The sequence below is a fragment of the Pseudomonas sp. S3E12 genome (genome assembly GCF_001702295.1).
GTDB classification, from domain to species: Bacteria; Pseudomonadota; Gammaproteobacteria; order Pseudomonadales; family Pseudomonadaceae; genus Aquipseudomonas; species Aquipseudomonas marginalis.
On sequence record NZ_MBDT01000021.1, the window covers coordinates 481,280 to 503,188 of the forward strand.

A 21,909-nucleotide genomic window follows, 5' to 3' on the forward strand; every position below is an offset into this window, starting at 1 on the left:
ACCAACTTTTTTCAAAATGGCAGGGCAATGGCGGCGCCATGCCCTGCTTTGGCTACCATACCGCGATATGGGAATCCGCACGCGGTTCGGTGCCGCCGCACAGCACGCCGCTGACCGGGTCGCGCAGGATGATCTGCCCACGGCCGTAGTCGGTGAGGTCGCTGGCGATCTGCACCTGGTGACCACGCCGGGCCAGGGCATTGGCCAGGTCGCGGGAGGCGCCCTGCTCGATGCCGACCTTCATGTCGCCCAGCCATTGCCAGCGCGGCGCATCCAGTGCGGCCTGGGGGTTGAGGCCGAAGTCCACCAGGTTCATCACCATCTGCACATGGCCCTGGGGCTGCATATAGCCGCCCATCACGCCGAACGGGCCAAGGGCCTGGCCGTCCTTGGTGAGGAAACCGGGGATGATGGTGTGGAAGGTCTTCTTGCCTGCTGCCAGGCAGTTGGCGTGGGCCGGGTCGAGGCTGAATTCCTGCCCACGGTTCTGCAACGCAATGCCGCTGTCGGGCAACACCACGCCGGAGCCGAAGCCGTGGTAGTTGCTCTGGATGAACGAGACCATATTGCCTTCGGCGTCCGCCGTGGCCAGGTACACCGTGCCGCTGGCGTGCGGGTCACCGGGATTGGGCGCCTGTGCCTGCTCGCCGATCTGGCTGCGACGGCGCGCGCTGTAGTCGTCGCTGAGCAGGTCGGCCACTGCCACGCGCATGTGCAGCGGGTCGGTGATGTAGTGCAGGCCGTCGCTGTAGGCGAGCTTCATGGCCTCGAGCTGGCGGTGCCAGGTCTGTTGGCTGTCGCGGTGATCGAAGGTGAAGCCTTCGAGGATGTTCAGCGCCATCAGCGCCACCAGGCCCTGGCCGCTCGGCGGAATTTCCCAGACGTCGACACCGCGATAATTGATGTGGATCGGGTCCACCCACTGTGCGCGGTAGTCCTTGAGATCACTGGCGCGCAGGTATCCCCCGGTGGCCCGTGAGTGGGCGTCCAGGCGTGCGGCCAGGGCACCGCGATACAGGCTTTCGCAACGGCTGGCGGCCAGTTCTTCCAGGGTGCGCGCCTGGGCCGGGTTGCGGAAAATCTCGCCCGCTTGGGGTGCGCGCCCATCGATGAGGAACGTGTCGAACCAGGCTTGCAGCACTTCATCGCGGTGCGGGCTGAATTCGTTCAAGGAGATCTGCCATTGATGGGCAACCACCGGTGACAGCGGGAAACCCTCGCGGGCCAGGCGGATGGCCGGTTGCAGCAACTCGGCAAACGCCAGCTTGCCGAAGCGTTGCGACAGCTCCGCCCAGGCCGATGGGCAGCCGGGCACGGTCACCGGGGTCCAGCCGTACAGCGGCATCCGGTCGTGCCCGGCAGCCTTGACCGCCTCGACACTCAAGGCGCCCGGCGCGTGACCATTGCCGTTCAGGCCATGCAACTGGCCCTTGCACCACACCAGGGCAAACGCATCGCCGCCCAGGCCGCAGCCGGTGGGCTCCACCACCGTGAGCGCGGCCGCCGTGGCGATGGCCGCGTCGATGGCGTTGCCGCCCTTTTGCATGATCTCGATACCGGCCTGGGCAGCCAGGGGTTGGGACGCAGCGACCATGCCACGGCGGGCAAAGACGCTCTGGCGCTGCGACGGATAGGGGTACTCGTGGGCAGAAAATTTCAACATGGCAAAGGCTCTTCAAAAAAAGTCATAACACACGGCTGAGAAACGCCCGGGTACGGGGATGACTGGGGTGGCTGAAGATCTGTTCCGGCGGCCCTTGTTCGATGAGTTCGCCCTGGTCGAGTACCACCACGCGGTCCGCCACTTCCCGGGCAAAGCCCATTTCATGGGTGACCACCACCATGGTCATGCCCTCCTCGGCCAGCTCTTTCATCACCTGCAGCACTTCGCCGACGGTTTCCGGGTCGAGGGCGCTGGTGGGTTCGTCGAACAGCATGGCCTGGGGTTTCATCGCCAGGGCGCGGGCGATGGCGACCCGTTGCTGCTGGCCGCCGGAGAGCATCGACGGGTAGTGGCTGGCCTTGTCCGCCAGGCCGACCCGCGCCAACAGGCCACGGGCCTGTTCCAGCGCTTCGGCACGTGGTGTGCCGAGGACCTGGATCGGCGCTTCGATGATGTTTTCCAGCGCCGTCATATGGGGGAACAGGTTGAAGCGCTGGAACACCATGCCGATGTCGCGGCGCTGGCGGGCGATGTTGCGCTCCGAATCGCGCACCAGGCTGCCGTCGCTGCGCTCGCGATAGCCCATGGCGCGGCCGTTGACGCGGATGCGCCCGCCCTGGATGTCTTCCAGCAGGTTGATGCAGCGGATAAACGTGGTCTTGCCGGAGCCGGAGGCGCCGATCAGCACCACCACTTCGCCGCGCCGTACTTGCAGCGAGATACCCTTGAGTATCTGCAACTCGCCGAACGACTTCTGAATATCCAGTGCCTCAATGATCAGCTCTTCACTTTGGTGCGCCATGGTTATCGTCCCCTCAGCAGTTTCAGGGTGCTGCGCCCGAACATGCGGCTGGCTGCCGGTGGTGGCGCGGAAGGCCGGTCGGACTGGCTGAAGCGGGCTTCGAGCCAGCGCTGGAAAAAGCCCCAGAGGGTGGTCAGCGTCAGGAAGTACAAGGCAACCACCAGGTACAGCTCGAACACCCGGAAGGTGGCCGAGGTGATCATCTGGGTGCTGAGCAGCAGTTCCTGCACACCGATCACGCTGACCAGGGTGGTGTTCTTGAGCATCACGTTGAACTCATTGCCCAGCGGCGGCACGATCACCCGGAACGCCTGGGGCAGCACGATGCGCCGCATCAACTTGGCGAAGCCCATGCCCAGGGAGCGCCCGGCTTCATATTGGCCCTTGTCCACCGCGCCGATGCCGGCACGGATGATCTCGGCCATATAGGCACCTTCGTTGAGGCCCAGGGCAATGATCGCCGCCTGGATATTGCCGGGGACGATCAGGCCGAACAGCTCGATATCTTCGAAGCGGAAAATCCCGCCCGCCGCCAGTGCCGTGTACAGAAACACGATCTGCACCAGCAGCGGCGTGCCGCGCATCAGCCACACATAAAAACGCACCGGCAGATGCAACAGCGGGTTCTTCGACAAGCGCAACAACGCCGCCGCCAGCCCCAGCGCGCAGCCCAGCAGCATCGCCAGTACGCTGATCAGGCAGGTCAGCCACAGCCCCGTGAGGTAAACCCCGCTGGGCTGCAGCAGGTACTGCCAGAACACATCCCAATTGAAATTCATCGCAGGTACGCCTCAGTCGAGTGTGTCGCTGCTGACATGCCATTTGTTCAGCAACTGCACATAGCTGCCATCGCTGCGCATGTCGCTGATGATCTGCTGCACGGCGGCAGTGAGTTGCGGGTCGTCCTTGCGCATGCCCAGGCCGGTGAGGATGCGGCTGAACGCCGGCACGCCTTCCTGGAACAGGTCCGGGGCCATCGCCGCGTAGTAGCCGGCGGTTTCCACGGTGGTGCCGTAGGCGTCGACCTGGCTGATGCGCAGGGCCTGGAAGGCATCGGTGTCGGTGTTGTAGACCACCAGTTTCATCGGGGGCTTGCCGGCCTTGGCCAGGCTTTCATTGTGGGCATCGAGCAGGGTCTTGATGGTTGAGCCGTTGAGCACCGCGACCTTGTGCGCGGACAGGTCATCCAGCGCCTTGATACCCTTGGGGTTGCCCTTGGGCACCACCACCGACTGGCTGGAATACATGTAGTTGACGATGTCGATCACCTGGCGCCGCTCGGGTTTGTCGAACAGCTGGTCGACGATCATGTCGCACTGCTGGGCGAGCAACGCCGGCACCAGCCCAGAGAACGGAATCACCCGCCATTGCACTTGCTTGTCGCCCAGGCGCCTGGCGATTTCCAGGCCCAGGTCGACGGTGAGCCCGCGGGGTTTCTGGGCTTCGTCGAAGGACACCAGGGGCGGGGAATCCATCCCCGAGCAATAGACAAGTTTGTCGACTTTTTGCAGACGATCCGGCACTTGAGGCGCAGCAAAGGCCCCTTGTGCACAGAGACCGAAGGAGACAGCCACCAGCAAGGCGCGGCATTTATGCATGACCAGACACTCCAGTTCGTTGAATAACGGGGCAGGACTAAAGTCAAAACACAGCGGGTGTTTCTTATTGTTCGGTTTGCAGGAACTGGATCAGCGCCGGCACGGTGCCTTCGATGTGTTCGCGCACCACGGCTTCGGCGCGGGCGGCGTCACCGGCACGGATCGCATCGAGGATCACTGCGTGTTCCTGGCGGGCGCTGAGGGGTTTTTCACCGTGCTGCAGCCACAAGCGCATAGGCGCCTCGACCAGGGAGTACAACGCTGAAATCTGCTTCATCAGGCGCGGGCGACCGCTGAGGCTGCACAGGTATTCATGGAACGCGCGATGGCGGCTGACCCAGGCGGCGCTCTCATCGCGGTAGTCGTCCATCGCGTCGAGCATGCGCTCCAGGGCCGCGAGTTGACGCTCACCGATACGGCCGACGGCAACGCGTACCGCCAGACCTTCAAGGGCGCTGCGCATCTCAAACACTTCGTGCAGCTCATCGATATCCAGACCGCTGACGACTGCGCCACGGTTGGGCCGCAGGGTCACCAGGCCCTGGGCGTCCAGGCGGCGAAAAGCTTCACGCACCGGCATGCGGCTCATGCCGATCTCGCTGGCGATGTCTTCGGCGATCAGCCGGTCGCCCTTGCGATAGCGGCCGCCGCAAATGGCATCGAGCAGAAAGTTGTAGGCCTCCTCCTCGGCGGTGAGGGGCTGGCGGTCAACGTAAGCGGGAGCGAATTGCATCGGCAGCACCTTTTGAATTTTTGTATCCAATTATCCACGAATACAAAAAAGCAGGATGCGTGCCAACGGCTTGGGACAGGAGCCAAGTGATTGATTCAGATCGGATAGAAGGGAAAAAGCTGGGGCTGGCGTTGAAAAGTCGCGTGGGAACTTGCTACCCAATGGCGCAGAAGATGCCCCATTGGTGGGCGGAAGTAACAAGCGGACCGTGGGCGAGATGCTTTTGCTTGAGGCGAATCCACCCCACCGCTGGCGTTATGGCTCGGCCGAATAGATGACGGTTTGCGCGCTGTTTTCGCCGACCGCCTGGCGGGTGAAATAGGTGTCGCCTTCGTCGGTGAGGATCTCGTAGTCGGCCTTGCGGGCCGGACTGGCGTGCTTGATGATTTTCAGCACGCGCTGGAATTTCACGCTTAGCGTGCCGTTGTGGCTGGGCCCGGTGAGCACATTGACGCTCTGAAACCAGCCGGCATGCCGCTGGTTGCTCACCAACGCGTGGCTCATCGCCTCGAAACGTTCCAACCGCGTGAAGCCCCACAGGGTCTGTTCTTCGACGGTGGCGCCCGGCGTAGTGGAGCCGGTGAACACAAACAGATTGATCGCCGGGCTGTCTTCGCAAAAGAAGTCGTAAGGGACCAGGCCGTCGACCATTTTCCTGCCGGGCACGAAGCCCTTTTTATGCACCTGAAACATCGCCACCTCCACTCAATCAATGGCGATAAGTCTAATGAGGCGCGACGTACAGGGCGGTCAAGCCAGTGTAATGTCGTGTAAAGATCGCGCGCTGTGCAGGGTGATCTCCACTGTCAGCCCGCCGCCCGGCTCGTTGCGCGCGAGGATGTGGCCGCCGTGCATCTGGACGGCCCTCGCAGCAATGGCCAGTCCCAGGCCAAACCCCACGCTGGCATCGCCCACTCCACGCTCGAACGGCTGGAAAATGCTGCGCAGCCGGTCATTGTCGACGCCCGTCCCTTGGTCGGTGATCTGTACCGTGAGGCGGTTCGCATCGTGGTTGACCTGCGCCGACACGCACACGGTGGTGTCCGGCCGGGTGTAGCGCACGGCATTGCGAATCACGTTCTCGAAGCAGCGGTACAACAACTCACCGCTGACGCAGGCGATAAACGGCGGGCACGCCTGCAGGTGCACGCGACAGCCTTTGATGCCCGCTTCGAACTGCGCATCTTCAACGATCATCGCCAGCAATTCGACAATATCCACGGGCTCGCGCTCGATACTTTCCGGACGGCCTTGCAGGCGCGCCAGGGTCAGCAACGCTTCGATCAGGGTGTCCATGCGCTCGGATTCACGCTCGATGCGTTCGAGCATTTCCAGGCGAGCGGCGTCCTGGCGCAACAGGCCGATGGCCGCCTGCATGCGCGTCAGCGGCGAGCGCAGTTCATGGGAGATGTCGTGCAGCAGCTGTTGCTGGGCCTCCACCAGCACCTTCAACTGGTTGGCCATGCGGTCGCAGTCTTCCGCCAGGTCGACGATCTCGTCGCGACGCTTGCCCATGGCCGGCTTGACCCGGGTTTCGAAGCGTCCGTGGGCTGCGTCGCTCATGGCGCGCTTCAGGTAAGCCAGGGGCCAGGCCAGGTAATAGGCCATGTAGCCGCTGAACAGCGCACTCATCAACGTGCCGATGATCAGCGGAATCTGGTGCCAGGGCCGGCCGGGCGGGTTACCGGGCGCGTGGGTGGACCTGATCGACAGCGCCAGGCCTTCCTTGCTGACGACCGCTCGCTCATAGGCCGGCTGCGTCACCGGCCCACCTACCAGCAATTGCCCGGCACTGTTGTAGACGCCGATGGCCTCATCCGCCGGGCGCTCCCACACCGCCAGGAGCTGGCCGCCCGCCTCGACACCGAACGTTTGCAACAGCTTGTCTTCAGCCGCCAGCATGGCTTCCACATGCGGGTCATTCGGCTGGAAACGGCCCAGTTCAAGCACGCCGACGCCCACCAGGAAGGTCAAGGTGGTCGCCAGCCAGAAGGCCAGGAACAGTTTCCAGAACAGCAGGCTGGGCCGGGTCATTCGGCAATCAACAAGTAGCCGAGGCCGCGTACGCTCTGGATCCAGGCCTTGGCGTCCGGGCGCGGCCCGAGTTTTTGCCGGATGCTGCTGATATGCACGTCGATGCGCCGGTCGTAGCGGGTCAGCGGGCAACCGAGGGCATTGAGTGACAGATCCTTTTTACTCACCACCTGGCCGGCACTGCGGGCCAGTTCTTCCAGCAGGCTGAACTCGGTGCTGGTCACGCCCAGCTCGAGGCCGTTCCACAGGGCCTGGCGCTTGCCGGGCCACAACACCAGCGCGCCGGTCGTGATCACTTCGGTGGTCGGCTGGCCCACCGGCTGCACCCTGCGCATGATGGCGCGCAGGCGCGCGACCAGTTCGCCCGGGGAGCTGGGCTTGGGCACGTAATCATCGGCGCCGAGTTCCAGGCCGGTGATGCGGTCGATGTTGTCGCCACGGGCGGTGAGCAGCACTACCGGTACCTGGCTGACGACGCGGATGCGCCGGAGCACCTCGATGCCCGAGCGCTGGGGCAGCATGACGTCCAGCACCACAATGCTGTAGCGCCCCGACAGCGCCTCCACCTCGCCCTCCTCCCCCGTGTGCACGGCCGTGGCCTCAAAGCCTTCGCGCGCGAGGTATTGGCTCAGCATGTCAGTCAGTTCCTGGTCGTCGTCGACCAACAGTACGCGGATCATCTCGGGCTCGTCGGTGGGGGGTTGCGCATTATCGGCCCGGCATCGGCATCCCAGGCCAAACTTTACCTAACTTGACATTCGGTTAACCGCACCAAACGCCCCTCGCTCGTATGCTGGATGTTCACCAGTCCGGCCGCGCGGCGAGTTGTCCATGCGTGCCGGCGCTGCTTGTCGATGTGTTCTGGAAAAGATCTTGATGAATTTTTCGCGCCTGCTCTGCTCGGTTGCGCTGCTGCTCAATGCCTCACTGGCACTCGCCCAAGGCTTCAAAATCTCGGATATTCGAATCAACGGCCTGCAACGGGTCTCTGCGGGCAGCGTGTTCGGGGCATTACCCCTGAACGTCGGCGACGAAGCGGATGACCGGCGCCTGGTGGACTCGACCCGCGCGCTGTTCAAGACCGGTTACTTCCAGGACATCCAACTGAGCCGCGAAGGCGATGTGTTGATCATCAATGTAGTCGAGCGTCCTTCGGTTGCCAGTATTGAGTTCGAGGGCAACAAGGCGATTGCCACCGATGACCTGATGAAAGGCATGAAGCAATCGGGCCTTGCCGAGGGCGAGATTTTCCAGCGCGCCACCCTGGAAGGGATACGCAACGAGTTGCAGCGCCAGTACGTTGCCCAGGGCCGGTACTCGGCGTCGGTCGACGCGCAGGTGGTGGCTCAGCCGCGTAACCGCGTGGGCTTGAAAATCAAGATCGACGAAGGTGAAGTGGCGTCGATCCAGCACATCAACGTAGTGGGTAACACGGTGTTCCCCGACGATGCCCTGATCGACCAGTTCACCCTCAAGACCAGCAACTGGCTATCGTTTTTCAAGAACGACGACAAATACGCACGGGAGAAGCTGTCGGGCGACCTTGAACGCTTGCGTTCCTATTACCTGGACCGTGGCTATATCAACATGGATATCACCTCGACCCAGGTCTCGATGACACCGGACAAAAAGCACGTCTACATCACCGTGAACATCCAGGAAGGCCAGAAATACACGGTGCGGGAGGTGAAGCTCAGTGGTGAGCTGAAAGTCCCGCAGGACCAGGTCCAGTCCTTGCTGCTGGTGCAGAAGGGCCAGGTGTTCTCACGCAAACTGATGACCACCACCTCGGAGCTGATTACTCGCCGCCTGGGCAATGAAGGCTACACGTTCGCCAACGTCAACGGCGTGCCGCAGGCTCACGATGAAGACCACACGGTTGACGTCACGTTCTCCGTCGACCCCGGCAAGCGGGCCTACGTCAATCGCATCAATTTCCGCGGCAATACCAAGACCGACGACAAAGTGCTGCGTCGCGAGATGCGCCAGATGGAAGGTGGCTGGGCGTCAACCTACCTGATCGATCAGTCCAAGGTGCGCCTGGAGCGCCTGGGGTTCTTCAAGGAGGTGAACGTCGAGACGCCTGCGGTGGCGGGCATCGACGACCAGCTGGATGTGAACTACGCCGTGGAAGAACAGGCGTCCGGTTCGATTACCGCCAGTGTCGGCTTTGCCCAGAGTTCGGGGCTGATCCTCGGCGGCTCGATCACCCAGAACAATTTCCTCGGCACCGGCAACTACGCCAGCCTGGGGCTGACCCGCTCGTCCTACCAGAGCAAGTACAACATCGGTTTCACCGATCCCTACTTCACCACCGACGGGGTGAGCCTGGGTTACAACGCGTTCTACAGCAAGACCGACTACAACAAGTACTACGATGACGGGGTGTCCTATTACGCCATCAATAGTTTTGGCCTGGGCACCACACTCGGTTACCCGATCAATGAAACCTCGCGCTTGAACTTTGGCCTGACCGTACAACACGACAGCATCGAACCGGGCACCTACAGCGCCGACGAGATCTACGACTTTATCGAGCGCGAAGGCAAGGAATTCACCAACTTCAAGGCCAACCTTGGCTGGTCGGAATCGACCTTGAACAAAGGCGTGCTGGCGACTCGCGGGCATTCGCAAAACCTCAACCTGATGGTGACGGTGCCCGGCAGCGACCTGAGTTTCTACAAAATCGACTACACGGGGCAGACGTTCCTGCCTGTCAGCAACAACACATCACTGCGCTTTCACACCAAGCTCGGCTACGGCAGCGGCTACGGCTCCACGGACGGGCTGCCCTTCTATGAAACCTACACCGCCGGCGGCGAAGGTACGGTGCGCGGCTTTGAAAGCGGCACCCTCGGCCCGCGCAACACCCCGGCAACCGGTGCCTACGCCAGTGCCGGGCAGGCGTACTACTCGGATCGGGACACCGAGTCGCTGGGCGGCAATATCCTGATAACCGGCGGCGCGGAATACCTGTTCCCGGTGCCCTTCATCAAAGACAACAAATCCGTGCGCACCTCATTGTTCTGGGACGTGGGGACGGTGTATTCGGACAAGTGCTACCTCAGCACGACACAGGGCTGCGGCAGCGTGGACCTGGGCCAGATGGCCAGTTCGGTGGGAGTTGGGGTGACCTGGTACAGCCCGCTGGGGCCGCTGAGTGTGAATTTGGCGTATCCGATTCGCACGCCGGAGAACGCGGACAAGCAGGTGTTTCAGTTCTCCATGGGGCAGACGTTTTGATTGCGCGCCTATGTATCATTTTTTGTAAAGAAACGCCGTACCAGAGCACCTGTGCGGTGATGTAGACAATTGGCATTCAGCGCACGTTGAGCCTGATGAAAACACTGCCCCGAGCCCCTCTAGAGCATGCATCAACGTCAGGCCCTATCGTACGAGCCGTTCCGAAACCTGAACGGTCAATCGCTGCGATCAGCTTGGTGCATCAGTCGCACGCCCGGGCAGCATGCCCGCGAGCACCCTGTCTTTGTCAATAAAGTGATGTTTCAGGGCCACGATCACGTGTCCACCTACAAGTACCCCGCATAGCCAGGCGGTGTAGGTGTGAATCGACTTCGCCAGGTCGTACAGGCTTTGATCAGGCTCCACGAGTGGAGGCAGCAAGAACAAACCGGCGACCAGGATGGGTTTATCTGCGACCGAACTCCAATACCAGCCGGACATCGGCAGCCCCACCAGCGCGATGCAGTACAGCAACAGATGGCCAGCGAAAGCGCCCCGCTTCATCAGTGGGCTCATTGTCGCGGGCATTGCGGGGGAAGGATGGGTAAGACGCCAGACAACGCGCAGGACGATAAGGAATAGAAGCACGCTGGCCATCGCCTTATGGAGAAAGGTGAGCTGGTGCTGAGGGTTGAATTCGTCACGCCAATGAACCGCCACGATCCCGACAAGCCAGGCGACCATCCAGATCAACGCCATTCCCCAGTGCAACCACTTTGCGGTAGCTGTGTAGCTTTCTACGTTCGACATCAGCACATACCTCCCGTTAAGAAGCCACGATTATGGTCAACAGTCTTTTTGGAAAAACCGCAAAAATCCGATGATTACCATCGAGTTTTTTGGTTTTCGGGGGCGAAGATGAAAGGGGGAATATGAGTGTGAGAAAAAGCGGTGGTATTTTTCAGATCGAGTAGGAGGCGGATTTACATCCGCCGTCCTCTCACACCACCGTACGTAGGGATCCGTATCCGGCGGTTCAAGCTATGCGGCTAAGCCGGTTTATCGTATCCAGTACCGAGACCAACCCAAGTTGATCCCATACCCGGACGAAAGCCGTAGCTGTAGTCCGAGAACAGAGGATCGAAGATTGGCGTGAGCTGTTGCAGCAGTGCCTGTTGGATCAAGCGATCCACGACGCTGGGAATACCCAGTTGCCGTGTTCCGCCTTTGGTTTTGGGGATGTCAACGGCGCGTACACCCTGCGGGTGATACTCGCCAGCCAGCAACCTCACCTTGAGGGTCGGCCAATACTGTTTCACGTAGTCCGCCAAGTCGTCGACCGTCATGCCATCGGCACCCGGTGCGCCCTTGTTGCTGACCACACGTTGATACGCACACCTAAGGTTGGCCGGTGCAAGCACCTGCTCCATCAGCGTGTCCGGCTCCGCGTTCTTCCACGTCACAGACGCCGCCGATACCTGTGCGCTGTCAGCCATCATCCTCGGATACTGTCCGGGACTCGGAGTAACAGTCTTCTCTTGGAGAAATTTCTGCATTTCGGTATTCAACGAGACTTTGACGCCTACTGGCGGCATAACTTGTTTGGCCCTTGGTGACGGGGTTATTCGCCACTTACTAAGGCCTCGGCTGACTTCTGCACGTTCATCCCGTCGCCTCTCGACGCTCGGTAGCACTGTGGCAAACGTGCAGATTTCTCAGGGTAATTCGCGCGACCTTCCTGCTTATGCCTGTCGGATCTACGTCGCAGCGTCCCGTGCAAGTATTGGGCTTTAGGGAAACACGCCCCCTTACCCCGCTGCGCCGCCTCTATACGCTTGCTGTTCGTCAGGCCAGCATTTTGCCTCGGGCTTCCTTCAGATTCGCGGTCACCCGCGACACCCTTGCCTCTAGCTAACACTTCCCCTTGCTGGGTGTGTAGAGGACTTTCACCTCCAAGTCACCAGCGAGGCCACCACAGCCAAGCTGGCGCACGCAATAAAAAACCCGCTCGATGGCGGGCTTGTTTGAACATTGGTTCTGCGGCTATTTCTTCAAGCTGGCGTTCTTCTCAGCAAGCTGGCAGGTGGTTTTGATATCTGCCTGGCTCTCAGCGGTGAATTTTGCGACTGGGTACAGGCCAATACCCTCAACAACATACATTGCGAATCCGCCATATCCCCCGACGCGGTTCTTTGCGTTCACCTCGCCGCAGACCACAACCTCATCGCCAACTCGATAGACCTTCTCTTTCCTGAACTGCGCGGACGCCGCATCAAAAAGGTTACGCCTAACCTCTTCCCTTGCCTGATTCACATCGCTATTGCCACACCCTGCCAGCGCTACGAGCGCCAAAGCCCCCGCGAACATTTTCATATCGTTCCCTCGTTGAGATATCGCGGAACTTTATTACCAACGAGAGAGCAACACAAAAGCCCCGCATGGGCGGGGTTCTTCGGGTTAGTGGGAGGCTAGGCTGCGTCGAGGCCGAGCGTGAGCTGCAATTGGTCTCGCCAGTAATCAACGTCATGCACAAGCTTCGGTTTTTTCCACCGAAACTTTGAAAGCTCTTTTCCGCTGAGGCTGGCAATGCTCTGAGCGTCGTTCAGGGCCTTGCATGCCCGGTCAAATTGTTGCTTTTCGTTGAGCTCGCCACGCAGGAGCGCATCAATATGAAGGTCAGCCCAGACCGCAAAGTCGTCATCCAGCCATCGGGCAAATGCAACCGCAAGCTTTGGATACAGCCAAGTACCGGCGCGACCACGAACCCGGGACGCCTCGACCATTTTGAAGTCCGAATTGCGGACATCAAAACCGAGGTGCCGAGAAAGCGCCGCCATGTAGTTTTTCGTGCTGGCCAGCTCTAGCCACTTGATTGGCTTCTTCCCGTAACGCGCCGCCACTTCAGTGGCATTGATCCAGCCGTCACTATTGAAGCTGACGGCCTGCCCCTCGTAGTGGAACGGAATAATTCCTGTATTCATGCTGCCACCTCCGCACACATTGCCTCGGAGCGCCAGGGTTAAAGCCGTCCAGCTGCATGAGGCTCTTCTCGCTTACCGAGTAGCGCTTGCCCTCGACCAGCATCAGCCAGTTTTCTTCGGCCTTCCGGATCAACTGGCCGGAGCGCCCGACAAGATTTGGCCGCTCCGGCATGAGGATCAAGGCGCGACCGCCAACCTTAAGGGTGAAGTTCACGCCACCGCCCTCCGCGCAGCTTGGTAGAGCGACCGGCGACGCAGATTCTCGGTAGCCAGCGCTACGAACTCGAACATTTCCGCCGTCGAAACTGGCATATCCCCGTGAACGAGCATTGACTGCATGAACTGCCGTCGCGTCAGAACGAATGCGCCCATTGGAACGGGAGTGAAGCTCATCACCAGGAACATGAAGCCGTCCTTGGTCATCTCGAAGGCTTCATAGGTGTTGCCGCGATGCTCAAACTGAACCGACGAAAAGTTGTCGGTTAAAAATTGAGCCGAACACTCAAGCGCTCTGACCTTGGCAATAACGTGGTTGTGGAGCTTTTCAAATGCTTCAGCGACCTGCCGAGTTGAAGTGAAGACCTCGCCATTTCGGGCCTCAACGAATTTGCGCATGTCAACTACTGTGTTATTCTTGCTCATGACGTTTTTCCTGATAGTTAGACGTTCTGCTTCATGAGCCTCAAGCGTTGGCGCGCTTGGGGCTTTTTCATGCCTGTTTGGTTTGTTCATCTCGATGCATCGCCTCCCTTAGCACCCTCCCCACAAGCCAGTTCTGGCTGCGCTCCTCTTGCAGAGCCTTTCTTTCAAGCCAAGCCTTGATATCCGGCTCCGCCCGAAACACCACCTGCGCCATTTCCCTTACTTTCATACCCCCTCCAGATGCATCACCGTTATTCACAAAATAAATGTATAACGGTGATGCATTGTCGTCAATACCACCGTGATGCATTATTTCGTTCCATTAAATGGAACCGGATTTGAGATGAGCCGCAGCGATCCACAGTTCAACCTCCGCATACCAGAGGATCTTCGGGACTTGGTAATGGTCGCGGCCAAGCAAAACAAGCGGTCAGCTACTGCCGAGATACTTGATCGCCTAGAGCGAAGCTTTACTGAAACAGATGAAATGGGGGTTAGCGATCTTGACCGGATGAATCCTGAGCATCCGCTTTACAGTCCAGCCCCCAACCCCGAGATAAGCACGAAAATCCACAAGGATCGTCTGATCACCGGGCTGGATGGCCCGCTGACGGCACAAGAAGAAAAGATCATGTCAGCCATGATCAAAGCCTTGCGCGGCATTGGAAAATTCGAAGAAGAAGATGCCGAGATCCCAAACACGGAATCCAAGCCTCGCAAGCGCTACCCGAAGAAGTAGTCAACCCGCAGCACCTCAAGGAGATATGCATGGCAACTGATAAAGAGTTCCTCCAGAAAAAGACTGAGCAAGGAAAGCGCGATAATGATTTCCGCGACGTAATGGAATCTATCCTTTACGACATTAACGACCAGACTAAAGCGGGGCAATACAGCACAACTTACAAGCTGAAAGGCGACAACGTAGAGTTTGCAGATCCCATAATCGCGAATCTCACAGATGGGGAAAATCCGTGCGCCGTGAAGTACGACGAGGATACCGGGGTGCTCAGCATTAGCTGGAGCCCAAACCAAGAGTGAGGTCCGACGTTCGCATCCTTAAGTTTTCTTGGTAGAACAAAAAGCCCACATCGGTGGGCTTTTTCATGCCGAGGCTCGTGGCGAAAAGACAACTATCGAAGAAGTACTCGCCAACGTAGTCGAAGAGTCCAAAAGCTGGCCGCCGATGCCGCAATGAGGAACCGGTAATGGTGATCATCACCACAACTGGAGCGAACACCCCAAGCCCTGCTCGCCGGGGTTCTTTTCAGTCACCCACATGGAGTAGTCGTTATGAGATTCGTCAAAACAGCATGGAACAACCGTAAGAAAAAGAAGGCCTGGGCGGAGCTTAACGACTGGGCGCTGATACTAATCGGCCTACCAAGTTTTGCTACCGGCGCCTACTACCTGTGGGTGGCAAAAACGGTTACTGAGGACGTGATCATCTGGTCCAAACAACACGGACTGACGCTGGAAGCAGTCATGGTCTTCGCCTTTCTAGGTTTGGTTGCTCTGAGCGGCTTGTATTTAGCGACAGTAGCGAAACGCTGCTACGGATTGTTCGTTGAGCGGAATTTTCAGTAGCCAATAGACCGTGCCCGGCCCGCCGGGCTTTTTCGCACGACACGCAAAAATCAGGAACTCAGCATGACGACTATGGCAGGAGCCCTTCGCAGCTTCGTTGAACAAGCAACGGGCGGCGTAACAAGGACACAAATCAAGGACCACATCGAAAGCAGCTTTCCAGGAAAGTGGACACCAGGAACTCTGACCGCACACCTATATGCGTGCGCTGTAAACAATCCAAAAGCGTACATTCACCACAAATGGGCGGATCGCTTTCTCTACCGATCTGATGACGGACGTTTCTACCGATACGACCCCAAAGAGCACGGAGTCAACACTTGGGGGCCATCGCTCGAAGCTCATGCAGAGGAATACGCGGTTGAGGACGACGCCAATATCGAGGAGCTTGTCGAAACCTCCATCACCTTGGAGCGCGACGTCGAAACCCATCTGGTACGCAACCTAGACTCCATCGAAAGAGGGCTTCGTTTCATTGATCGGCAGGTCAATATCGAGGTAGGCCGAGTCGACATCCTTGCGGAGGACGCATCAGGTCGTCGTGTTGTTATTGAACTGAAGGTTGGCCAAGCGAAGGATTCTGCCGTCGGCCAGATTGCTCGCTACCTCGGCTGGTACGCCCGACAAGACGGTAAGAGACCTCGCGGAATGTTGATCGCAAGTGAGTTTCCCGAGGCAGTCCGGTACGCTACCGAAGCCATACCGGACCTTATGCTCGTCCAATACAGGGTGCAGTTCGCATTTAAATCTGTAGCGATCGACGAGTAGAGATATGGGATGCGCTTCCTAAATAGCGCGCCCGCTGAGCTTATGATCATCACCTACCATAAGGAATTGGAATGCCCTATCGCATCGCAGGACTAGACGGAGCTCTTCAGAACGCTTCCAATACTCGAAATGATGCAAATTTGATCAGAGAGCATGTCATTGAGGCGCTTGATGGCTGGCCGGAAGCCGCCTTGAAAGCAGCGTACGAGATTATTCCTTTCAATGAAGCCCTTAGTAATGAGCTGTATAACCGAGCCAAAGGACTTAGCGATGTTCTGCATGATTATTTGAATTTCCACAATGGGCAGTTCCTTGATGATCACCTGCGCTCGATTATCAATACCGCAGTACAGATTGGATATTAAGCCTCATGCCGCCTAGCATGATTTGACCTGGATGCAATTAACCCATCTCTAGCAAGGCCTCATAGAGCATTTGCCTATCAATGCCCGCTCATCTCGGAGGTCGCAGTGTCCGAACCCATCCTCCTCTTCAAATGCCTGGGCCACACCAAGCGTGGCGATTTGATTGAGTCCTACCAGCTAGAAGTGACCGACACCCGTGATGACACGACCGTAGAGATCTCTGTCCCGACGAGGCAGCTCATTTCAGCCTATAGCATGAAGAGCATTCTGCTGGGGCGAAAAATGTTCTACTCCGTCACGCAGCGCAAGCACGCCAAGATACTGAGTGAGATGTTCGATCGGCAGCAGCTTGAAGCAGTCGAAGACTAACCCGGTCCACCGGGCTTTTTAATGCTCGCCAGCAACAACAAAGCCCACATCGGCGGGCTGGCTTGGCTAGGGTGATGATCAGAAAAAGGATGTGATCTCGATTACCGCAAATTTCTGACCATCCTCGGCGGGGACCGCACACATGGTGCGACGGCCCTTGTCATCGGAATCTATTTCGACGCTTACCGCAGAGATCTCGGTGACTTCAAAGGGGCGCACAAAGTAACCCGGCACTACCACTCCCTCATCCTCGCAAGCAGCCAACACCTGCATATTCGGGTCGAGCTTCTGCAGTTCTTCGATCAGATCTTTGACTTTCATAGGGCATCCTTTTCAGTAAGTGTACTACCTGCACGGTAGTCAGCGAGAATACCACTCGCCAGATGCACAAAGCCCAGCGCGGGGCTTGGCTGGGCTCGACAACTTTTCATTAGCCTTCGATCACAGGAACTCTGCCAGCGTTGCAGTAAGGCAGTTGAATTGTTGGTTTAGACTTATCGGCAGACTTCACCGTCCCATACGCTGTTGCGAGCGTGGACACTGCATCCACTGCCATCTTCAGCCCGGGCGTCGAATCGGCGCCCACCTTTGCCAAGCTACCGTTATCCTTAAGGTCTACCGAGAATTTAGAGGTTTCGAGCCATCCGGCCTCGTAACGGATATAGCTTTCTTTTGCCGCCGGTATTAGCTTCGTTTCAGTGATTTGGACCGCAAAGCAGCCAGTGCTTTTGTCGCCGCCGGCGTAACGCAGCATTTCACCTTCTTTATTCAGGATTTTGTCCTGAATGTATTGCTCCTTTACCTGAACTAGTCGGAAAAAAGGAACACCCTCGCAACCACTCTTACAGTCAGCTTGCTCATAGGTAACAATTTTCCCTGAGCACCCTGCCAAAACTGCTATCACCGATAAAACCATTACCCGTTCCATACCCTCTCCCTCCCCTGTATGGCTTATTGCCACAACTAGATCGTAGCGGGAGTGAGAGGAATCGCCATTTTTCCCTCTCCCATGTGCCCACCTGTCCAGGCATCCAGTGTGGATGGAATGCCAGTAACCGAACTAGGTTCCCCCGTAGTAGCGTTATGCCTTTCAAGGAAATCCACGACAAGGAGTTAATGTGACGATGAATAATCAAGCTTTGGCATCTGCCATTCGTAAGGCAGTTGACAATTTGCGTGACGGTCCAGATACCGAAGCCAACCGCCAGATAGCTAGGGAGGCCATCGAAGCGGTGTTGGTTGGCACCCAATTAGAGAAGCAGCGGATAACCGAAAAATTGATTCCGCGCCCGATTTCCAAATCAGTGAGTGTCGTTCGCAGCGAAAGTGTTGGTGGATCTGTGGCGGTCGAACTCCCCCCGATCGAATATGACGAGCTCGAGGATATCGCCCGTCGCATCCATCAATCGCCTAATTCTCTTGCCGAGATCAGTGATGAGTGGGATTTGAGCCACAATTAAAACTCGCTGAAAAACTCGAATGGATTCCCCAGTCCTTCGCCTGCAAGCCCAAGGACTGGGAAAGCGCCAATATCGGCGCGTTTATGACCTGGAGGTCAAATGAGTAACGGATACGTAATCCAACCTGATCAAGCGATTCTGCAACTAACTAATGCTGTTATGGCACTGTCACGAGTGTTAGCCCAAGTGGCACCGGAGCTAACGCAAGGACATCTTGCAGTGGCGCTCGAAGGTTCTCGCGCTAACGGCCACGGCGTGGAGTTGATCGAAGAAATCTTCAAAACAACATTCCCAAACGCCAAGCCTCCTGTTGTGTTGAGCGAAGCTGAGTTTGCGAAGAAGACAGATGGGAACTAGAGCCTGACGCAAGCCTTACTGATGGTCGCCTGATTCACTGCGTCAGCAGAAAGAAATAGGTGACCATCCTTACACAACACCCAGAGTGGCTTGCCATTTATATAGCTTGCCTTACTCGCAATGCATCTGATCATAAATATCTCCGCGGCCCGGCCGCATCATGTAGTTGACTGTGCATCTTTGTGCCTGAGGATCAGGCGCCCCTCGCGCTTTCCCGCTGTTCCGCCATCAATTGCAGGGCTTCAGCCTCCATGCTGCGGAAGTCGCAGAAAATTGCTTGTCGCTGGCTGATCGGTACGCCACACATCCGAATCACCCCGGAGAGGACGCTGTAGTCCATGCCCGTAGCGCCGCACGCGCCTGTGCGCCACTGGGTGCTCATGGCCTCGAAGACTCTGAAGGCGTCCCAGTTGTCGGGCCAGATGTCTACTTCCTTGTCGGGAATGTCCTGGCGAGACAAGCCGAAGGCCATCAGATCTGCATCTGAGGGCCCTGGTTCATACAGCGCGCGGGAGCCGCTTAGGAGTTTCCCAGGCGGGCTTCGCTGAAGGCTTCGGCGTACGCGTTCAGCACTGCCTTGGGCGCGGAGTTGATCGAGTTAACGAGGATGCGTACGTTTTCAAGCGTGAACTCTTCTTCGATGTCCCAGCCCAAAACCACATCCAGCATTTGATCGGCTTGCAGTGCGATCTGGGCGGCGGTGAAAGCTTTGAGGTGCATGTCGCCGACCTGCTTGCCCAGTTCGTCGTGACGCTCGTTCCAGCCGGTGTACAACTCGGCGAGCGCGGTACGGTCCAGGTACTTGAACTCGAATTCCACCTTCTCGGCGTTGGCGCCGGCGCGCTGGATCATCACCGGCGCTTTGAAGGTCGGTTTCTGAATCAACTTGAACTTAGCCATGGGTTACACCGCAGCCGCGTAACGGGTTTGGCGGCCGGTCAGAGCCAGGCTGATAACACGGGTCATCAGGTTGTTACGGGACATGGTCGGGGTCGAAGTGATCGACACGTAGCCATTGTAGATAATGCTGCTACCGCCCGGTAGGTTCAGGCGAAGCAAGCGAGCCTGCTTATCATCGTCCGCCGCCTCACAGACGGCCACATATGGCTTGGACGGATCGTCGTTTTCGACGAAACCGTCCGTCCCTACGTTAGCGAATTCCCCATTGGGGGCCACGGCGTCGGGTTCGATCGGCAAGAGCTGGACGACTGGGCCACGGCATACGTCGAGGCCAAGGCGATTGATAAAAAAGGCTCAACGGAGCAACAATCGCCCCGCAGCGAGCGCCAGAAAGGAGATAAATCATGGCGCGAAAATCGATCACAGGGCTCTCCGAGAGGAAAGGCATCTGGCATATCGACAAGAAAATCAACGGAGAACGACTTTACGAAAGCACTGGAACTGGTGACCGGGAAGAAGCGGAGCGCTACCTGATCTTCAGGTTGGAGCAGATCCGGCAGCAAAAGGTGTACGGCGTGAAGAAGGTCAGAACCTGGCGGGAGGCGGCGACTCGCTTCCTACTGGAGTTCAAGGACCAGCCGTCAATCAAGTTGTCGGCACACCACCTTTCCCAGCTGGACCCCTTCATAGGCGACATGCCACTGACGCACATTGATGACCAGGCCCTGATGCCATTCATCAAGGATCGGTTAGCGACGAAGAAGCTTGAAGGCGGAAAGGTGAAGAAGGGTGTCAGCAACAGAACGGTGAATATCTCGATCGAGCGTGTGGTTCGGGTTTTATCGTTGTGTGCCAGGAAGTGGCGAGACGATGAGCGCAGGCCGTGGCTGGATAGCGTGCCGATGCTCACGAAGCTGGAAGAGAAGAAGTCGAGCCGCAAGCCGTACCCCATGTCGTGGCCGGAGCAGTCGATTCTCTTTGCTGAGTTGCCGGCGCACCTACAGACGATGGCGCTGTTCAAGGTGAACACCGGCACGAGAGAGCAGGAGGTGTGCAAGCTGAGGTGGGATTGGGAGATCGCGGTGCCAGAACTCGGCACCAGCGTATTTCTGATACCGGCCGACTTTGGTGGTCGGCATGAGCGATCCGGCGTGAAGAACGGTGACGAGCGGCTGGTGGTGCTGAACAACGTGGCCAGGTCGATCATCGAAAGGCAGCGCGGCATTAGCAAGGAATGGGTTTTCCCATACAACGGCACCGCGATGCATCGAATGAATGACTCGGCGTGGAAGAAGGCGCGAGTGAGAGCGGCGAAACTCTGGCAGGAGGAAAACCTTCGCCCAGCTCACCCTGGTTATGCATCCATCAGGATCCATGACCTCAAACACACATTTGGCCGCCGGCTGCGTGCAGCAGGCGTAACCGAGGAAGATCGCAAGGCCCTGCTTGGGCACAAGAACGGCAGCATCACCAGTCACTACTCGGGCGCCGAGCTCGGGCATCTGATCGAAGCTGCGAACATGGTATCAGCAACCGATTCTCGCGGACCGGTCCTGACAATTTTGAAGAGGAAGCAGGCGTGAAAAATAGAGAAGTCACGCAAAAGTCACGCACATGAAAAAGGCCAATGCTGTGAACATTGGCCTAACTCATTGAATTATATGGTCGGGACGGAGTGATTCGAACACTCGACCCCTAGCACCCCATGCTAGTGCGCTACCGGACTGCGCTACGCCCCGACTAGGCGTGTTACTGGGTTCGCTTCGCAACGAAGCGATCAGGAATATACCGCAAGCTTTTGAAATGTGGAAGTATTTTAAAAGCCTGAATCATTTCTTCAAAACCACCAGCACATCTTCCAGTTCGGAGATCATCTGGCGGATCAGTTGCTTGTACTGGGTGGTGTCGTCTTTGGCTTCATCACCGGACATACGCTGGCGCGCGCCGCTGATGGTGAAACCCTGGTCATACAGCAATGCACGGATCTGTCGGATCATCAGCACATCCTGGCGCTGATAATACCGACGGTTCCCAGTGCGTTTCACGGGGTTGAGTTGAGGAAACTCCTGCTCCCAATAGCGCAGCACGTGCGGTTTTACCGCACAGAGCTCGCTGACTTCACCAATGGTGAAGTAGCGTTTGCCTGGGATGACGGGTAGCTCGTCGTTATGACTTGGTTCCAGCATAAGCCTCAACTCGGGCCTTCAACTTCTGCCCTGGACGAAAGGTGACCACACGGCGAGCCGTGATCGGGATTTCTTCTCCCGTTTTTGGATTGCGGCCAGGCCGCTGGCGTTTGTCCCGCAGGTCAAAATTGCCGAAACCGGACAATTTGACCTGTTCGTTGTCTTCCAGAGCGTGTCTGATCTCTTCAAAAAACAGCTCGACCAATTCCTTGGCCTCGCGCTTGTTCAGACCCAACTCTTCGTACAGACGTTCCGCCATCTCAGCTTTCGTCAAAGCCCCCATA

General features: G+C 58.0%; 29 protein-coding genes, 1 tRNA gene and 2 pseudogenes. 10 read left to right on the top strand and 22 right to left on the bottom strand.

The window, feature by feature from the left end; genetic code table 11:
- Positions 1–52: 52 nt before the first annotated feature.
- The 8 genes from BB029_RS18760 to BB029_RS18795 all read right to left on the bottom strand — a co-directional run bounded on the left by BB029_RS18760 (position 53) and on the right by BB029_RS18795 (position 7,510).
- The gene (locus BB029_RS18760) at positions 53–1,663 is read right to left on the bottom strand and encodes a gamma-glutamyltransferase family protein (protein WP_065940324.1); all 1,611 of its coding nucleotides are present in this window, start codon (positions 1,661–1,663) and stop codon (positions 53–55) included.
- A 22-nt stretch (positions 1,664–1,685) separates the two neighbouring features.
- Positions 1,686–2,465, bottom strand: a complete 780-nt coding sequence (locus BB029_RS18765; RefSeq protein ID WP_053129053.1) for an amino acid ABC transporter ATP-binding protein — start codon at positions 2,463–2,465, stop codon at positions 1,686–1,688.
- 2 nt (positions 2,466–2,467) lie between these two features.
- Entirely contained in the window at positions 2,468–3,244 is a 777-nt protein-coding gene (locus BB029_RS18770) for an amino acid ABC transporter permease (protein WP_027607402.1), read from the bottom strand.
- Between the two features lie 12 nt (positions 3,245–3,256).
- Complete coding sequence (locus BB029_RS18775) at positions 3,257–4,063, bottom strand: ABC transporter substrate-binding protein (RefSeq protein WP_065940325.1); 807 nt, start codon at positions 4,061–4,063, stop codon at positions 3,257–3,259.
- Positions 4,064–4,127: 64 nt separating this feature from the next.
- A complete protein-coding gene (locus BB029_RS18780) occupies positions 4,128–4,796 on the bottom strand; it encodes a GntR family transcriptional regulator (protein WP_065940326.1) in 669 nt (222 codons plus the stop codon).
- A 255-nt stretch (positions 4,797–5,051) separates the two neighbouring features.
- Positions 5,052–5,489, bottom strand: a complete 438-nt coding sequence (locus tag BB029_RS18785) for a hypothetical protein (RefSeq protein ID WP_065940327.1) — start codon at positions 5,487–5,489, stop codon at positions 5,052–5,054.
- 57 nt (positions 5,490–5,546) lie between these two features.
- Positions 5,547–6,830 (bottom strand): ATP-binding protein, encoded by a 1,284-nt coding sequence (locus tag BB029_RS18790; RefSeq protein ID WP_065940328.1) that lies wholly within the window; start codon positions 6,828–6,830, stop codon positions 5,547–5,549.
- The gene (locus tag BB029_RS18795) at positions 6,827–7,510 is read right to left on the bottom strand and encodes a response regulator transcription factor (RefSeq protein ID WP_065940329.1); all 684 of its coding nucleotides are present in this window, start codon (positions 7,508–7,510) and stop codon (positions 6,827–6,829) included. Before BB029_RS18795 ends, BB029_RS18790 begins: the two co-directional genes overlap by 4 nt.
- Before the next feature lie 196 nt (positions 7,511–7,706).
- Between BB029_RS18795 and bamA the strand changes: the two genes are divergently transcribed.
- Positions 7,707–10,073, top strand: a complete 2,367-nt coding sequence (gene bamA / locus BB029_RS18800) for an outer membrane protein assembly factor BamA (RefSeq protein WP_065940330.1) — start codon at positions 7,707–7,709, stop codon at positions 10,071–10,073.
- A 189-nt stretch (positions 10,074–10,262) separates the two neighbouring features.
- On the opposite strand, the gene BB029_RS18805 is transcribed toward bamA, so the two are convergent.
- The 6 genes and pseudogenes from BB029_RS18805 to BB029_RS32980 all read right to left on the bottom strand — a co-directional run bounded on the left by BB029_RS18805 (position 10,263) and on the right by BB029_RS32980 (position 13,946).
- Positions 10,263–10,823, bottom strand: coding sequence for a cytochrome b (locus BB029_RS18805; protein ID WP_065940331.1), 561 nt, complete (start codon positions 10,821–10,823; stop codon positions 10,263–10,265).
- A gap of 290 nt (positions 10,824–11,113) precedes the next feature.
- Positions 11,114–11,608, bottom strand: a pseudogene (locus tag BB029_RS18810) (group II intron reverse transcriptase/maturase); the annotation flags it as partial.
- 448 nt (positions 11,609–12,056) lie between these two features.
- Positions 12,057–12,386 (bottom strand): hypothetical protein, encoded by a 330-nt coding sequence (locus tag BB029_RS18815; RefSeq protein WP_065940332.1) that lies wholly within the window; start codon positions 12,384–12,386, stop codon positions 12,057–12,059.
- Between the two features lie 95 nt (positions 12,387–12,481).
- Complete coding sequence (locus tag BB029_RS18820; RefSeq protein WP_065940333.1) at positions 12,482–12,994, bottom strand: KilA-N domain-containing protein; 513 nt, start codon at positions 12,992–12,994, stop codon at positions 12,482–12,484.
- A gap of 210 nt (positions 12,995–13,204) precedes the next feature.
- Positions 13,205–13,636, bottom strand: a complete 432-nt coding sequence (locus BB029_RS33840) for a Rha family transcriptional regulator (RefSeq protein WP_065940334.1) — start codon at positions 13,634–13,636, stop codon at positions 13,205–13,207.
- 67 nt (positions 13,637–13,703) lie between these two features.
- Positions 13,704–13,946, bottom strand: a complete 243-nt coding sequence (locus BB029_RS32980) for a hypothetical protein (RefSeq protein WP_141696565.1) — start codon at positions 13,944–13,946, stop codon at positions 13,704–13,706.
- A 33-nt stretch (positions 13,947–13,979) separates the two neighbouring features.
- Here BB029_RS32980 and BB029_RS18830 point away from each other — a divergent pair, with 33 nt between their 5' ends.
- From BB029_RS18830 to BB029_RS18855, 6 genes are all read left to right on the top strand, one after another.
- A complete protein-coding gene (locus tag BB029_RS18830; RefSeq protein WP_065940335.1) occupies positions 13,980–14,375 on the top strand; it encodes an Arc family DNA-binding protein in 396 nt (131 codons plus the stop codon).
- A gap of 29 nt (positions 14,376–14,404) precedes the next feature.
- On the top strand, positions 14,405–14,674 hold the full coding sequence (locus tag BB029_RS18835) for a hypothetical protein (protein WP_065940336.1): 270 nt from the start codon (positions 14,405–14,407) through the stop codon (positions 14,672–14,674).
- 252 nt (positions 14,675–14,926) lie between these two features.
- On the top strand, positions 14,927–15,220 hold the full coding sequence (locus BB029_RS18840) for a hypothetical protein (RefSeq protein WP_065940337.1): 294 nt from the start codon (positions 14,927–14,929) through the stop codon (positions 15,218–15,220).
- 63 nt (positions 15,221–15,283) lie between these two features.
- Positions 15,284–15,988, top strand: coding sequence for an endonuclease NucS domain-containing protein (locus BB029_RS18845; RefSeq protein ID WP_065940338.1), 705 nt, complete (start codon positions 15,284–15,286; stop codon positions 15,986–15,988).
- A gap of 71 nt (positions 15,989–16,059) precedes the next feature.
- Positions 16,060–16,353, top strand: a complete 294-nt coding sequence (locus BB029_RS32985) for a hypothetical protein (RefSeq protein ID WP_141696566.1) — start codon at positions 16,060–16,062, stop codon at positions 16,351–16,353.
- 105 nt (positions 16,354–16,458) lie between these two features.
- Positions 16,459–16,722 (top strand): hypothetical protein, encoded by a 264-nt coding sequence (locus BB029_RS18855; protein ID WP_065940340.1) that lies wholly within the window; start codon positions 16,459–16,461, stop codon positions 16,720–16,722.
- A 78-nt stretch (positions 16,723–16,800) separates the two neighbouring features.
- On the opposite strand, the gene BB029_RS18860 is transcribed toward BB029_RS18855, so the two are convergent.
- Together BB029_RS18860 and BB029_RS18865 are read right to left on the bottom strand one after the other, a co-directional pair.
- Complete coding sequence (locus tag BB029_RS18860; protein WP_065940341.1) at positions 16,801–17,043, bottom strand: hypothetical protein; 243 nt, start codon at positions 17,041–17,043, stop codon at positions 16,801–16,803.
- Positions 17,044–17,152: 109 nt separating this feature from the next.
- Positions 17,153–17,650: a hypothetical protein gene (locus tag BB029_RS18865; RefSeq protein WP_141696567.1), complete on the bottom strand. Its 498-nt coding sequence runs from the start codon at positions 17,648–17,650 to the stop codon at positions 17,153–17,155.
- A 196-nt stretch (positions 17,651–17,846) separates the two neighbouring features.
- Between BB029_RS18865 and BB029_RS18870 the strand changes: the two genes are divergently transcribed.
- Together BB029_RS18870 and BB029_RS18875 are read left to right on the top strand one after the other, a co-directional pair.
- Positions 17,847–18,182 (top strand): hypothetical protein, encoded by a 336-nt coding sequence (locus BB029_RS18870; RefSeq protein WP_065940343.1) that lies wholly within the window; start codon positions 17,847–17,849, stop codon positions 18,180–18,182.
- A gap of 99 nt (positions 18,183–18,281) precedes the next feature.
- Positions 18,282–18,539 carry a hypothetical protein gene (locus BB029_RS18875; protein ID WP_065940344.1) on the top strand — a complete coding sequence of 86 codons (258 nt, stop codon included), beginning with the start codon at positions 18,282–18,284 and terminating at the stop codon, positions 18,537–18,539.
- Between the two features lie 193 nt (positions 18,540–18,732).
- On the opposite strand, the gene BB029_RS18880 is transcribed toward BB029_RS18875, so the two are convergent.
- From BB029_RS18880 to BB029_RS18890, 3 genes and pseudogenes are all read right to left on the bottom strand, one after another.
- A complete protein-coding gene (locus tag BB029_RS18880; RefSeq protein ID WP_065940345.1) occupies positions 18,733–19,011 on the bottom strand; it encodes a DUF1799 domain-containing protein in 279 nt (92 codons plus the stop codon).
- 47 nt (positions 19,012–19,058) lie between these two features.
- On the bottom strand, positions 19,059–19,439 hold the full coding sequence (locus tag BB029_RS18885) for a phage tail assembly chaperone (protein ID WP_065940346.1): 381 nt from the start codon (positions 19,437–19,439) through the stop codon (positions 19,059–19,061).
- A gap of 3 nt (positions 19,440–19,442) precedes the next feature.
- A pseudogene (locus BB029_RS18890) lies at positions 19,443–19,661 on the bottom strand (phage tail tube protein); the annotation flags it as partial.
- A 182-nt stretch (positions 19,662–19,843) separates the two neighbouring features.
- Here BB029_RS18890 and BB029_RS18895 point away from each other — a divergent pair.
- The gene (locus BB029_RS18895) at positions 19,844–21,022 is read left to right on the top strand and encodes a tyrosine-type recombinase/integrase (protein ID WP_065940347.1); all 1,179 of its coding nucleotides are present in this window, start codon (positions 19,844–19,846) and stop codon (positions 21,020–21,022) included.
- Positions 21,023–21,101: 79 nt separating this feature from the next.
- Here the strand turns inward: BB029_RS18895 and BB029_RS18900 are convergent.
- The 3 genes from BB029_RS18900 to ihfA form a co-directional block, all read right to left on the bottom strand.
- A tRNA-Pro gene (locus tag BB029_RS18900) sits at positions 21,102–21,178 on the bottom strand.
- Between the two features lie 90 nt (positions 21,179–21,268).
- Positions 21,269–21,625 (bottom strand): MerR family transcriptional regulator, encoded by a 357-nt coding sequence (locus BB029_RS18905; RefSeq protein WP_003174972.1) that lies wholly within the window; start codon positions 21,623–21,625, stop codon positions 21,269–21,271.
- Positions 21,606–21,908 carry an integration host factor subunit alpha gene (gene ihfA / locus BB029_RS18910; RefSeq protein ID WP_002553164.1) on the bottom strand — a complete coding sequence of 101 codons (303 nt, stop codon included), beginning with the start codon at positions 21,906–21,908 and terminating at the stop codon, positions 21,606–21,608. Before ihfA ends, BB029_RS18905 begins: the two co-directional genes overlap by 20 nt.
- Position 21,909 lies beyond the last annotated feature (1 nt).

Bases quoted from the DNA above. Each gene is read 5' to 3' on its own strand.
- BB029_RS18885 (WP_065940346.1), bottom strand. From the start codon at position 19,439: ATGGCTAAGTTCAAGTTGATTCAGAAACCGACCTTCAAAGCGCCGGTG.
- bamA (WP_065940330.1), top strand. From the start codon at position 7,707: ATGAATTTTTCGCGCCTGCTCTGCTCGGTTGCGCTGCTGCTCAATGCC.
- BB029_RS18820 (WP_065940333.1), bottom strand. From the start codon at position 12,994: ATGAATACAGGAATTATTCCGTTCCACTACGAGGGGCAGGCCGTCAGC.
- BB029_RS33840 (WP_065940334.1), bottom strand. From the start codon at position 13,636: ATGAGCAAGAATAACACAGTAGTTGACATGCGCAAATTCGTTGAGGCC.
- BB029_RS18780 (WP_065940326.1), bottom strand. From the start codon at position 4,796: ATGCAATTCGCTCCCGCTTACGTTGACCGCCAGCCCCTCACCGCCGAG.
- BB029_RS18870 (WP_065940343.1), top strand. From the start codon at position 17,847: ATGAATAATCAAGCTTTGGCATCTGCCATTCGTAAGGCAGTTGACAAT.
- BB029_RS32980 (WP_141696565.1), bottom strand. From the start codon at position 13,946: ATGCATCACGGTGGTATTGACGACAATGCATCACCGTTATACATTTAT.
- BB029_RS18775 (WP_065940325.1), bottom strand. From the start codon at position 4,063: ATGCATAAATGCCGCGCCTTGCTGGTGGCTGTCTCCTTCGGTCTCTGT.
- BB029_RS18795 (WP_065940329.1), bottom strand. From the start codon at position 7,510: ATGATCCGCGTACTGTTGGTCGACGACGACCAGGAACTGACTGACATG.
- BB029_RS18845 (WP_065940338.1), top strand. From the start codon at position 15,284: ATGACGACTATGGCAGGAGCCCTTCGCAGCTTCGTTGAACAAGCAACG.
- BB029_RS18765 (WP_053129053.1), bottom strand. From the start codon at position 2,465: ATGGCGCACCAAAGTGAAGAGCTGATCATTGAGGCACTGGATATTCAG.
- BB029_RS32985 (WP_141696566.1), top strand. From the start codon at position 16,060: ATGCCCTATCGCATCGCAGGACTAGACGGAGCTCTTCAGAACGCTTCC.
- BB029_RS18760 (WP_065940324.1), bottom strand. From the start codon at position 1,663: ATGTTGAAATTTTCTGCCCACGAGTACCCCTATCCGTCGCAGCGCCAG.
- BB029_RS18790 (WP_065940328.1), bottom strand. From the start codon at position 6,830: ATGACCCGGCCCAGCCTGCTGTTCTGGAAACTGTTCCTGGCCTTCTGG.
- BB029_RS18815 (WP_065940332.1), bottom strand. From the start codon at position 12,386: ATGAAAATGTTCGCGGGGGCTTTGGCGCTCGTAGCGCTGGCAGGGTGT.
- BB029_RS18865 (WP_141696567.1), bottom strand. From the start codon at position 17,650: ATGGAACGGGTAATGGTTTTATCGGTGATAGCAGTTTTGGCAGGGTGC.
- BB029_RS18805 (WP_065940331.1), bottom strand. From the start codon at position 10,823: ATGTCGAACGTAGAAAGCTACACAGCTACCGCAAAGTGGTTGCACTGG.
- BB029_RS18875 (WP_065940344.1), top strand. From the start codon at position 18,282: ATGAGTAACGGATACGTAATCCAACCTGATCAAGCGATTCTGCAACTA.
- BB029_RS18895 (WP_065940347.1), top strand. From the start codon at position 19,844: ATGGCGCGAAAATCGATCACAGGGCTCTCCGAGAGGAAAGGCATCTGG.
- BB029_RS18785 (WP_065940327.1), bottom strand. From the start codon at position 5,489: ATGTTTCAGGTGCATAAAAAGGGCTTCGTGCCCGGCAGGAAAATGGTC.
- BB029_RS18830 (WP_065940335.1), top strand. From the start codon at position 13,980: ATGAGCCGCAGCGATCCACAGTTCAACCTCCGCATACCAGAGGATCTT.
- BB029_RS18880 (WP_065940345.1), bottom strand. From the start codon at position 19,011: ATGGCCTTCGGCTTGTCTCGCCAGGACATTCCCGACAAGGAAGTAGAC.
- BB029_RS18840 (WP_065940337.1), top strand. From the start codon at position 14,927: ATGAGATTCGTCAAAACAGCATGGAACAACCGTAAGAAAAAGAAGGCC.
- BB029_RS18905 (WP_003174972.1), bottom strand. From the start codon at position 21,625: ATGCTGGAACCAAGTCATAACGACGAGCTACCCGTCATCCCAGGCAAA.
- BB029_RS18860 (WP_065940341.1), bottom strand. From the start codon at position 17,043: ATGAAAGTCAAAGATCTGATCGAAGAACTGCAGAAGCTCGACCCGAAT.
- BB029_RS18770 (WP_027607402.1), bottom strand. From the start codon at position 3,244: ATGAATTTCAATTGGGATGTGTTCTGGCAGTACCTGCTGCAGCCCAGC.
- ihfA (WP_002553164.1), bottom strand. From the start codon at position 21,908: ATGGGGGCTTTGACGAAAGCTGAGATGGCGGAACGTCTGTACGAAGAG.
- BB029_RS18835 (WP_065940336.1), top strand. From the start codon at position 14,405: ATGGCAACTGATAAAGAGTTCCTCCAGAAAAAGACTGAGCAAGGAAAG.